11 protein-coding genes and 1 pseudogene are annotated in these 11,646 nt (G+C 30.7%); all 12 read right to left on the bottom strand.

Features of this window, described 5'->3' with window-relative positions; translation table 11 throughout:
- Window positions 1–104: 104 nt before the first annotated feature.
- Window positions 105–758 carry a GyrI-like domain-containing protein gene (locus QZ357_RS00450; RefSeq protein ID WP_290770637.1) on the bottom strand — a complete coding sequence of 218 codons (654 nt, stop codon included), beginning with the start codon at window positions 756–758 and terminating at the stop codon, window positions 105–107.
- A gap of 83 nt (window positions 759–841) precedes the next feature.
- Window positions 842–1,732, bottom strand: a complete 891-nt coding sequence (locus QZ357_RS00455) for a radical SAM protein (RefSeq protein ID WP_290770641.1) — start codon at window positions 1,730–1,732, stop codon at window positions 842–844.
- A gap of 96 nt (window positions 1,733–1,828) precedes the next feature.
- Window positions 1,829–2,332, bottom strand: a complete 504-nt coding sequence (locus tag QZ357_RS00460; protein WP_290770642.1) for a GNAT family protein — start codon at window positions 2,330–2,332, stop codon at window positions 1,829–1,831.
- 42 nt (window positions 2,333–2,374) lie between these two features.
- Window positions 2,375–2,854 carry a YbaK/EbsC family protein gene (locus tag QZ357_RS00465; protein WP_290770643.1) on the bottom strand — a complete coding sequence of 160 codons (480 nt, stop codon included), beginning with the start codon at window positions 2,852–2,854 and terminating at the stop codon, window positions 2,375–2,377.
- Window positions 2,855–2,911: 57 nt separating this feature from the next.
- The gene (locus QZ357_RS00470) at window positions 2,912–3,892 is read right to left on the bottom strand and encodes a biotin--[acetyl-CoA-carboxylase] ligase (protein ID WP_290770645.1); all 981 of its coding nucleotides are present in this window, start codon (window positions 3,890–3,892) and stop codon (window positions 2,912–2,914) included.
- Window positions 3,893–4,030: 138 nt separating this feature from the next.
- The gene (locus QZ357_RS00475; RefSeq protein ID WP_290770646.1) at window positions 4,031–4,525 is read right to left on the bottom strand and encodes a GNAT family N-acetyltransferase; all 495 of its coding nucleotides are present in this window, start codon (window positions 4,523–4,525) and stop codon (window positions 4,031–4,033) included.
- A 162-nt stretch (window positions 4,526–4,687) separates the two neighbouring features.
- Window positions 4,688–7,645: a vitamin B12-dependent ribonucleotide reductase gene (locus QZ357_RS00480; RefSeq protein WP_290770647.1), complete on the bottom strand. Its 2,958-nt coding sequence runs from the start codon at window positions 7,643–7,645 to the stop codon at window positions 4,688–4,690.
- Between the two features lie 176 nt (window positions 7,646–7,821).
- Window positions 7,822–8,328, bottom strand: a complete 507-nt coding sequence (locus QZ357_RS00485; RefSeq protein ID WP_290770649.1) for a shikimate kinase — start codon at window positions 8,326–8,328, stop codon at window positions 7,822–7,824.
- 1 nt (window position 8,329) lies between these two features.
- Window positions 8,330–9,133, bottom strand: coding sequence for a shikimate dehydrogenase (locus tag QZ357_RS00490; RefSeq protein ID WP_290770652.1), 804 nt, complete (start codon window positions 9,131–9,133; stop codon window positions 8,330–8,332).
- Between the two features lie 4 nt (window positions 9,134–9,137).
- Window positions 9,138–10,052 carry a chorismate mutase gene (locus QZ357_RS00495; RefSeq protein WP_290770654.1) on the bottom strand — a complete coding sequence of 305 codons (915 nt, stop codon included), beginning with the start codon at window positions 10,050–10,052 and terminating at the stop codon, window positions 9,138–9,140.
- Between the two features lie 8 nt (window positions 10,053–10,060).
- Window positions 10,061–11,140 (bottom strand): chorismate synthase, encoded by a 1,080-nt coding sequence (aroC, locus tag QZ357_RS00500; protein WP_290770655.1) that lies wholly within the window; start codon window positions 11,138–11,140, stop codon window positions 10,061–10,063.
- Window positions 11,118–11,646, bottom strand: a pseudogene (locus QZ357_RS00505) (3-phosphoshikimate 1-carboxyvinyltransferase); the annotation flags it as partial. The pseudogene QZ357_RS00505 and the gene aroC, both read right to left, overlap by 23 nt.

An 11,646-nucleotide genomic window follows, 5' to 3' on the forward strand; every position in this document is an offset into this window, starting at 1 on the left:
ATAAAAAATATTAAATTAAGAGATATATTGTATTTTAATACAAACATACATACTTTATTATGTATACTTAATTTTAATTGGCGTTTCTTGCTTTAAGGAAAAATTTATGCTTTAACTATAGGATGTCGGATTACCGTCTTCAAATTATTTATATTTTTTACTTTTCTCGGATCAGACAGATATATTTCATGATGAAGCCTATCCTTTGAAATATCGGTTTTATAACCTTCTTTTAAAATAAATTCATTCATTTTTTTTATGGAATGTATTTCATCGTCATATGAACCCATATGCATAATCTGAACACAAAGTCCTTCTTCAATACTCTTAAAACTTGTATTTGATAAATCCAAATCTGTTTTTTTATGTATCAATTTTTCTTTTGCTCTTTCAAATACTTCCGCAGTAACAAATTCCGGTTGTCTGATCATTGAATACCAAGAAAACTTATCTTTATCTTTTATATTCATCCCATCAAAATATTCATCTTCAATCCACCACAATCCTTCCAAAGGAGGCACCACATATTCAAAATATCCTGCGATTTTATCCTTCGGATCTTTGCTCATCTTACTCATTTTTATAGTAAAAGAAAGTCCGTAAAGTATTTCCAATGCCATTTTATAATCGGAAGAAGTATTCGGATTCCCCTTTCCTTTTACAGTTATAAAATTCATTTTAGGAACATTCACTATACTAGGAGTCTTTTTAGGCATATACAAATCTTTGTATTCTTTTTTATAATCTAATTTATTCATACCGCACCTCTTTTATCGTTTTATATATTTAATCAAAGTTAAATACTTATTACTTAAATTATCAATTCCAAACAAAAAACATATTATAATAACGTTAACTGTTCTCCTCGACTTTTCAAATTATATTCAATTATTCCTTTCTTATAATCTTCACTAATCCCATACTTATCTCTAATTGTTTTTATCCTTCTGTTTAACTTATACATATACTCTTTACTTACAAAAAATTTATCTTTATAAAGATTTTTTAATCCTAAATACTCATTAGGAAAATAATCTTTTACAAAATTAAAAAATATTTTTTTAGTATCACCTTTTAAATTAAGAGGAGCTGTCAAAATATAATCTATATTAATCTCTTTTCCCTCTTTGAATATAGCTTCAATATTTTCACTATCATCTGTAATATAAGGTATGATAGGCATCATATGAATTGCTGCACCAGCCTTTGTTCTCTTTATTTCCTTAAGCATATTAATACGACTTAAACTGCCAGAACTTCCCGGTTCTATCTTTTTTTGAATGTCTTTATTCATAACGGTTATGGTTGAGGCAATATTCACATATGCAACAGAAGAAAGTTCATCAATCAACTCAATATCACGTAATATCAAATCTGATTTTGTGGAAATGATTATCGGTTGTTTGTATTTAATCATAAGTTTTAAAATATCAGGCATAATTTTATACTTTTTTTCTAGGGGCTGATAAGAATCTGTAACACTGCCTATATTTATTACTTCTCTTTTTCGTTTCTTTCTAAGCTCTCTTTCCAATATTTCCACTATATTTTTTTTTACAAATATGTCATCAAAAAAATTATCAGAATCCAAGTATTTATTTGAATAGACGGCATAACAATACTTACACCCATGGGAACACCCCCTATATATGTTTATATCCAAATTATAAGGAAGTCTTGATTTTGAGATTCTGTTAATCGCACTTTTACACTGAATTTCCTTTATATTCATTTTACTTTACCTATATAGAACATTTGTTTGTTTTAATTATACCAAAAATATTTTTTTAATGCAATAAAAAAAGACCATAACCGTACAGTCTTTTTTTCATTCTATATAAGCATATAGTAAACTGTCTTTTAAAACACCGTTTTTGTATATACTTTTTTCTTTTACTCCTTCAAATTTAAATCCTGCTTTTTCCAAAACTCTCTTTGATGATACGTTATCCGAAAATATTTCGGCATTTATTCTTACAATATCAAATCTTTCAAAAGCTTCTTTAACTATAATCTTTACAGCTTCGGTTACGATACCTTTATTCCAATAATTTTCCCCCAACCAATATCCTATTTCTGCACTTTTTCTGTAAACATCATTTAAAAGAGTTATCCCTATACTTCCTACCGCCTTGTCATCCACAACTATTGCTTTGTTTATATTATTGTTGTATTTGTTTTTTATACAATCTTCTATAAAATAATCGGCATCTTTCATGGTATAAGGATAAGGAAAAACGTCTCTTAAATTATTAGAAATTTTTTTATTGTTTGCATTTATTGCAATACTCTCTGCGTAATCAAAACTCCAATCTTTTAATCGAAAATCCATAACACTTCACCTTTTAACACCTATAATAAACATATTTTCCCATTATTCAAATTCTTTACAAGTATCAACCCATTTAATGGCATTTGAATATTTGAACAGTTCATCACAGGTAAGTTCTATGGCACTGTTGCTGCTTCCGCATGCAGGAAATACCGTATCGAATTTTTGCAAAGATATATCCAAATATACCTTACAACTGTCGGGAACGGCAAATGGGCAAACACCACCGATTTTATGATTCGTAAAATCTTCAACTTCAATAGAAGAAAGCATTTTAGCTTTTTGATTAAACTCATTTTTGAACTTTTTATTGTCTATTTTTGCATCCCCACTCGCTACTACCAAGATACAACCATCTTCCTCATTTTTATCTTTAAAGGACAACGTCTTAGCTATTCTTCCGCCTTCAGCACCCAAAGCTTTTGATGCCAGTTCAACAGTCGCGCTTGATACATCAAATTCCAAAATTCTATCTTCCATACCAAAATTTTTAAAATAATCCTTTACCAAATCTATTGCCATAATCCATACCTCCTAAATTTTGATTTAAATTACCAATAAATTTCATAATATAATAAATTAATTATTCCTTCTTATGCTTATTTCTCCACTGTTAAAGTTTTTAACCTCACCCGAATCTGTTATTACTTTAATAGAAAAATCTTTATTTAAATCTACAAGAGTACCATTTAACTTTTCTTTTCCCATATAGCATTCTATATTTTCATTCAAATATAACATTTTTTCTTTATATTCTTTATACAAAATATTTTTATCCAGTTGTAAATATCGTTTCTCAAATTCATTTAAAAATTCTGCTATAATTTTATTCCTGTTTTCTGTTTTATTTGTATAATCATTTATAAATCCAATGATATTTTTCAGCTCTTCAGGAACATTCTCTTTTTCCGGTCTGTTTACATTTATCCCAACCCCTATTATCACACTGTCTATACTACCGTTTTCAACGCTTAAAATACCTTCTGTAAGAATACCACATATCTTTCTTCCGTCTATAAAAACATCATTTACCCATTTAATGTCGCAGTCTATACCAGTAACTTTTTTTACTGCACTTACAACACTTATTCCACAAATAACTGTAATAAGATTTATATCCGAAAGACTAAATCTGGGTTTTAAAAGGATGCTTAAATATATACTTGAATCTTTAGGAGAAAAGAAACTTCTTCCTCTACGTCCTCTTCCTCCCGTTTGCTCATCGGAAATCACAACCATTCCTTCAACTTTTTCATCCTCTTTTAAGTTTTTTATATAGTTTAATGTTGAATCCACCCTGTCCAAAATTTCTGTTTTATTTCCTATATACTTTGTTTCAAGATGTTTGAAAATTTCCTTTTTATTTAAATAACTCACATTTGAATCTAACATATATCCTTTGTTTTTAACGGAAATTATATCATACCCTTCTTTTTTCAGTGTATTTATGTTTTTCCAAACCGCATTTCTTGATATATTAAGTTTCATTGAAATATACCCACCGGATACAATTTCTCCGCTTTTACTCTTTAATATTTCCAGTATATTTTCTTTGTTCATACATTTGCTCCATAAGAATAACTCTATATTTTAAAGCTAATTTTATACAAAAAAACAAACAGTGTCAACTATAATTATCACAATAGTTGATACTGTTTTATTCTTTAGAAATATTTATAAAATAAACACTTAATTATTTTATAAACTATCATCACTCAAAGAGAATGATTTTAAAGTATCTCCGCTCATCCTATAAGTACTCCATTCCGTCATAGGTACGGCACCAAGAGACAAATAAAAATCAATACTTGGTTTATTCCAATCCAAACATGACCATTCCAGTCTTCCGCAATTACGTTTTACTGCTATCGATGCAAGTTTTCTTAATAAAGCTTTACCGTATCCTCTTCCTCTGTACTCAGGAAGAATATATAAATCTTCAAGATAAATTCCGGCTCTTCCTAAAAAAGTGGAAAAATTATGAAAGAACAAAGCAAATCCTATTTCTTTATCTTTTAATGTAAGAAAGATAACCTCTGCTTTATTTAAATCAAATATCCATTTTTCCAAAGTAGCTTCATCCGCAATGACTTCATCTGACATATTTTCATATTCTGCCAAACCTTTTATAAATTCCAAAATCAACGATACATCTTTTCTTTCTGCATATCTGAAATTAATTTTTTCACACATTTTACTTATTTATCCTTTCGCTTTTATATATACTGACAATATAAATTTATACTCAACAAAATAAAAAACTTAAAATATATTCAAAGTAAATATAAAAAACCGCCGTTTTATATATAACTCCCAAAACGACGGCATTAATATTAACAAAAAATAAAACTTAAATTAACTGCAACCGGTTGTTGAACCGCACTCTCTGCATACTTTACAGGTTCCGTTTGTAAACAATTGAGTAGAAGAACATACCGGACAAACTTCACCGTAAACTCTTTCAGTATCCGGATCATCTTTTATACTTTCATAAGTAACAGGTTCTTTTTCTTTGTCAACACGTACGTCTTTGTTAGTATACAAAGTATCCTGTATATCGTCAGGTTTAATCTGTACCCTTGAAAAGTCTCCAAGCTCTATATCTATGATTTTACTTAATAAATCAGCTATACTTGAAGCATTTTTTATATAAGGATGTCTTGCAACAAATCCGCTTGGTTCAAATTGCTGACCTCTTAAAAGTCTTGATATTTCTTTAGCCGGAATATCATATTGAAGCATATTTGATATTGATTTAGAAAGAGATGCCAATAATCCTTTTACAACTGTACCTTCCTTATCCGTCGATACAAACAATTCAGACATTTTACCGTTTTTGTAAAATCCTATTGTTACATACAATTCTATATCACCAATCTTAGCCGCATGAGTTCTGCTTGTTCTCATTCCGTCAGGTTTCACTCTGTGAAGACTTCCTCTTTTACAATTCTTTGCATATTCCAAAAGTCCTTGATAGGTCAAACTTTCAAGAGAATCACTGTCTTCATTCAAAGTCGTATTTAAAGGTTGAGATGCTTTTGAACCGTCTCTGTAAACAGAAATTGCTTTAACTCCCGTTATGTACGAAAGTTTATATATATTGCTTATATCTTCTACTGTCGCAGTTTTTGGCATATTAACCGTTTTTGATACAGAGCCGCTTATCATAGGAGTAATTGCAGCAACCATCAATACATGTCCGCTAGGAGAAATATCGTTTGCCGTTTCAAATATCTTTTTATCTTCATCCCTCAAATGAGGAGCATTATCAAGAGAAAAATGTACAAACATTCCATTAGAATCTTTTTCAAGAAGATAATTTTCAATATCCTTTATTTGCTCATCACGGTAACCTAAGTTTATCAAAGCTGTTTTTAAAACAGGATTTACAAGCTCCATAGTTCCCCCTCCTGAAAGGGATTTGTATACAACATTCGAATAAAAAGGTTCCGCAGAGGTGGCTCCACAGTCCATTGCAAAAGAAATTGTTCCCGTAGGGGCAATAACAGTTGTCTGAGCATTTCTTGCACCGTAACGGTTTACTCCTTCAATCGCATTCAGCCAAAGTATTCTAGCCGCATTCAAAATTTCTTCAAGCCCCATTTCAGACATAATATCCCCGTCTAATTTTACCGGAGAATAATTAAGTCCTTCAAAATTATCTTCAAGAGCAAGAGAACATCTTGCAGAATTCCTTAAAACTCTTAAAAAGTACTCTTTATTTATTTCAAACTTCTCAAAAGGACCTACTTCTTTTGCCATTAATGATGACACCAAATAAGACTGAGCAGTCATTATAGAACAAAGCGAAGCCGCAAGGTTTCTTCCTTCATCACTGTCATAAGGATATCCCAAAACCATAAGAAGAGATGCAACATTTGCAAGCCCAAGTCCCGTTGTTCTGAACATATGACTTTTCCTTGCAACTTCTTTTGTAGGGAAATGCCCCCAATGAATAGAAGCTTCCAATACAAGTTGAATAAGTGAAATCAAATGAATATAATCATTTAATTTAAAAGTTCCTTCACTTTCGCTGTAAAATCTGTATATGTTAATGGATGCAAGATTACACGCTGTATTATCCAAAAAAGCATATTCACTGCAAGGATTTGTGGCATTAATTCTGTTATACTTTGCATTAATATTTCCGTCTTCTCCCCCTGGACATGTATGCCATTCATTGAATATATCATCAAATTGAACTGCAGGATCGGCGCATTCCCAAGTAGACTTACAAATCATATCCCATAATTTTTTAACTTTGACTTTTCTGTTTACACTGTTGTCTACTCTGCCTTTAAGCTCTATTGTAGCATTTGGATCTTTATCTAATTTTAAAACTTTTTGCATAAACTCGCTGTTAAGTCTTACAGAGTTATTACCGTTCTGCCCGCTTACAGTCTGATAGGCTTCACCGTCCATAGACATATCATATCCCATTTTACCGAGAGCTCTTACCTTATCTTCTTCTTTTGCTTTCCATGTAATAAAGTCTTCTATTTCAGGATGGTCTATATCAGTAATAACCATTTTTGCGGCTCTCCTTGTAGTTCCTCCGCTTTTTATAGCTCCGGCGTTTCTGTCAAAACCTTTCAAGAAACTCATAAGTCCTGAAGATTTTCCTCCGCTGGAAAGAGCTTCGTTTGTCGCTCTTAAAGTAGAAAAATTCGTACCTACTCCCGAACCGCCTTTAAACAGTTTTGTTTCGGTAATATATTGTTCTGAAATCGAATTATCCCCGAGAAGACTGTCTTTTATCGAAAGAATAAAACAAGCCGAAGCCTGTGTTCTAGTGTATCTGTCTTCACTTTCTTTTACTTCTCCGCTTACTGTATCGTAATAATACATATGGTCGCTCTCGCCTTTTATACCATAATTCCTTTTTATTCCGGTATTAAACCACTGCGGAGAATTTGGAGCCCACATCTGATTTATCAAAGCATATACAAGCTCGTCATAAAATATCTCATATTGTTCTTTTGTTTTTATAATCCCCTCATCTACCAAAGCATCTGCCCAAAAACCGACCATTCTGTCTGCAACCTGTTTTATACTGGTTTCATGACCTTCTTTCGAACCTACTCCGGCTCTTCTGAAATATTTTGAAGCTATAATGTTACAAGCATTCTTTGAATAAAATGAAGGAAATTCCAAATCATTCATCTCAAAAATATTTTTGTTTGTTTTATAGTCGAAAATCTGTACATCCACTTTTTTATATTCGAATAAATCAAATACGGTTTTACTTTTATCCCTTTGAAGTTCTTTCGTAAATCTTCTGGTAAAAATATTGTTGATACTTAAGTTTTCCATTTAAATTTCCACCTTATGCAATATTTTAAATTCTTTTATACAATATATAGTATAAATACTATAACGAAGTACAATTATCAGTATACCACGTATTTAACATTTTTCAATATATTTTTCTTAAAGTACCATATTGCTTAATATATTATGTTATTATAAAAAAGCTAAGAAATGAATTCTTAGCTTTTTTCAACAAATATTTTATTTTTTATTTCTTCTATACAATATCTGAAATAACCGTCGTTTTTGACTTCAAAATCACAGTATTTTTTATATAAATCTATTCTTTCATTGTATAAATCATATATATGACTTTCATTGTTTTTAAGAAGAGGTCTGTTTTTACCCAAATTTTTAGACTTTAAAATATTTTTAACACTTCTATTTATAAATATTATATTAAAATCAGGTTTAAAACAATTTATATTTTCTTTCCTTAAAACTATGCCTCCTCCGGCTGAAACCAAAATATTTTCTTTTTTTGATAGCTCTTCGGAAATTTTTGTTTCAATATTTCTAAAATGATCTTCACTTATATCAAATAATTCACTTACACGTTTTCCGGTTTTTTTTTCAATATAAATATCCATATCCACATATTCCATATCTAATTCCCTGGCAAGAGTTTTCCCCAAACTCGTTTTACCGCATCCGGGCATTCCTATAAGTAAAATATTTTTTTTCATGTTATATTTCCTTCTTTACTTTATTGATTATAATTCCTATATCTTCTTTAGATATCTTAAAATCATTCCATATTTCTTCGGATCTAAGTCCCTGCATTATGAGCATTTCAAGACCTGAATAAGTTCTTTTACCTAGTTTCTTTGATATTTTCATAAACTTTGTAACAAGAGGATTGTATATAACATCAACACTAACGTTAAAATTACTTAAAATATCTTCATAAACGGGAGAAAAATCCGTATTTGGATACATTCCTACAGGTGTGGTATTTACGATAAGTTCACCTTTTACCGATTTTAACCCTTCATAATCTATAAGTTCAACATCTCTGGCAACTTTTTTATTCTCTTTATTTCTAGATACCAAATATACCTTCGAAGCTTTCAAATCTTCCAAACATGCAAGAACAGCTTTACTTGCTCCTCCGCTGCCCAGTACTACAACCTTTTTGTTTTTAACATCTATATTATTATTTTCAAGAGTATATTTAAATCCATAATAATCTGTATTATACCCGTACAATACTCCGTCTGCATTAAGTATGGTATTTACAGCACCTATCCTTTTCGCTTCCGTACTTATAACATCAATATTATCCATAACAACCTGCTTATAAGGTATCGTAACGTTTAATCCGTTTAGGTTATATTTATTCATAAACTCTTTTATATGTATCGCACTTTCTTTACTTACTTCATATAGTTCATATTCAAAATCCAATCCCAAAACATCAAAAGCAATACCGTGAAGTATTTTGGAAAAACTATGAGGAAGTTTTTCTCCTATCAATCCGAATTTTTTCATTTTGCTATCCTTTATAAGAACCTACAAGTCTTAAATAAGGAAGATCACCTTCCAAACCTTTAAGCATTTTTAAAATATTATTATCTTCCAAGCAACCGTCAAAATTTACATAAACGGTAAACTCTTTAGTTGCACTGTTTGTCTCTTTGGAATCAATTGTATTTATATGTACGTTATAATTTGCAAAATATCTTACAAGATGACTGAATGATTTTGATTTATTATCAATTTTTACTATTAAGTCAATTTTATTGCAATCTTTTAAGAAAAATTTATCTTTACCTAAAATAATGAATTTATTTATATATCCGGAATTACTCTTCTTTAGTTCAACCTTTTTAAGCTCATTATCTATAGCGTATTTATCCTTTATGTAAATATTGTTATAAGTCTCCAAAAGCCTGTATAAATTTTCCATATGTTCCTTAATTTTACTATCAACAGCTAAAAAAGCATAATCTATTTTTCCGTCAATCAATGCCTTTAAAATATCCTTATATTCCGTATATTCTGTTTTTTTCACGGAAGTGTCATAATATGAATTTACCGCTTTTTCAGATAAAGGGTTTATTTTATTGGAATATCCGACCTTATTGGCTGTTTCATATAAATTCAAAAAATGTTTTTCTTTTATATCGCTTATGAAATCTTCTGCAATTGCTTTTCTCTGAAAATTTTTGCTTATATCCATTAAATGATTAAAAAAATCAGCTACTTCCTCCGCATATTTTTTATCATTTAAATTATTTATCGCATTTTCAACAACTTCATTTTCTCTTGATGTATTCAAAACATCAACGTGATTCTGCTTTTTATAATTCGCCACATCAACGACTATATTCATTCTTTCTTCAAAAAGTTTAACAAGTTCTTTATCGATTTCATCAATTTTTTTTCTGCTGTCTAATAAACTCCTCATAAAAACTCCTAATCACTAAGTAAAAAATCATATAAACATATTGCACTGACTGCTTCAATAACAGGAACAGCCCTCTTTACAATTACTGGGTCATGCCGTCCTTTTATCTCTAAAGTCGTGTTTTCATTGTTTTCTACATTAATTGTTCTTTGTTTTTTCGCTATGCTGGCAGTAGGCTTAACCGCAACATTAAAGCATATAGGTTGCCCGTTGGAAATACCTCCGAGAATACCTCCGTTATGATTTGCATAAGTTTTAACATTACCCGAGGTATCATAATAATATTCATCATTCGCTTCATCCCCGTATAAATCGGAAAATCCAAACCCGTCACCGAATTCAACGCCTTTTACCGCAGGAACAGAAAACAATATATGCGAAAGCCTTGATTCGATACTGTCAAAGAACGGAGAACCTATACCTGCCGGAAATCCTATTATAGCACATTCTATCTCTCCACCAATACTGTTTAAATCATTTTTTGCATTTAATATTATCTCTTCCATTTCTTTCTGCTTGCTTTTATCGATTAGAGGAAACGGTTCATTTCTGAGTTTTAACAACTGTTCTTTTTCAATATTTACTTTATCAAAAGTTTTATCTTCTATTTTATTCAATTTCTTTATATGAGCACCTATATAAATTCCCTTGTCTTCAAGGATTTGTTTCGCAACTGCTCCTGCAAAGGTAAGAGGCAGAGTAAGTCTTCCCGAAAAATTACCTCCGCCTCTGTAATCATTGTTTCCTTTATGTTTTATGTATGCAGGATAATCCGAATGAGATGGTCTAATTTTTATTTTAAGCTCACTGTAATCTTTACTTTTTGTATTATTATTCTCAAAAACAGCACAAAGAGGTGACCCTGCAGTTTTATCACTGAAATAACCGCTTATTATCCTTGGGGTATCAGCTTCTTTTCTGGGCGTTGAGAACTTATCTCCGCCTTGTCTCCTTTTAAGTTCATGATCTATTTTATCAAAATCAAGAGTAATTCCTGCAGGAATACCGTCTATAACAACCCCTATTGCTTCGCTGTGAGATTGCCCGAATATAGTAACTTTAAACTTATTGCCAAATGTTGCACTCATTTATATTCCCTCCGAGCTTCTTAAAATCTTCGTAAAAATGAGGATAAGATTTTTTTACACACATATAATCTTTTATTATGATATCATCCTTACACCTGCTTGATGCAATGGCTAGGCTCATTGAAATTCTATGGTCTTTGAAAGAATCCACACACCCTCCATTTAAAGAATCAACACCGTTTATTGTAAGGCTTTCTTCTTTCTCTATAATATCAGCACCAAGTTTATTTAACTGAGTTGAAATTGCAGTTAATCTGTCACATTCCTTTATTCTAAGTCTTCCCGCATTTATAATTTCCGTTTTTCCATTCGTAAGTGCAGCACATACCGTAAGTATCGGAATAATATCAGGGCAGTTTGTTGCATCAATCACTTTGTTTTTATCATTTTTAAGTACTTCAAGCCATTTTAATATTTCTTTATCACCTTGAAGAGAATTTTCATCAAGACCTTTTATGTCTATGTCATTGCCAAGGTAGTTCGCACTAAGGAAAAAAGCTGCCTGA

Origin of the sequence: Anaerofustis sp. (assembly GCF_019420015.1) — a bacterium.
Classification (GTDB): Bacteria; Bacillota; Clostridia; order Eubacteriales; family Anaerofustaceae; genus Anaerofustis.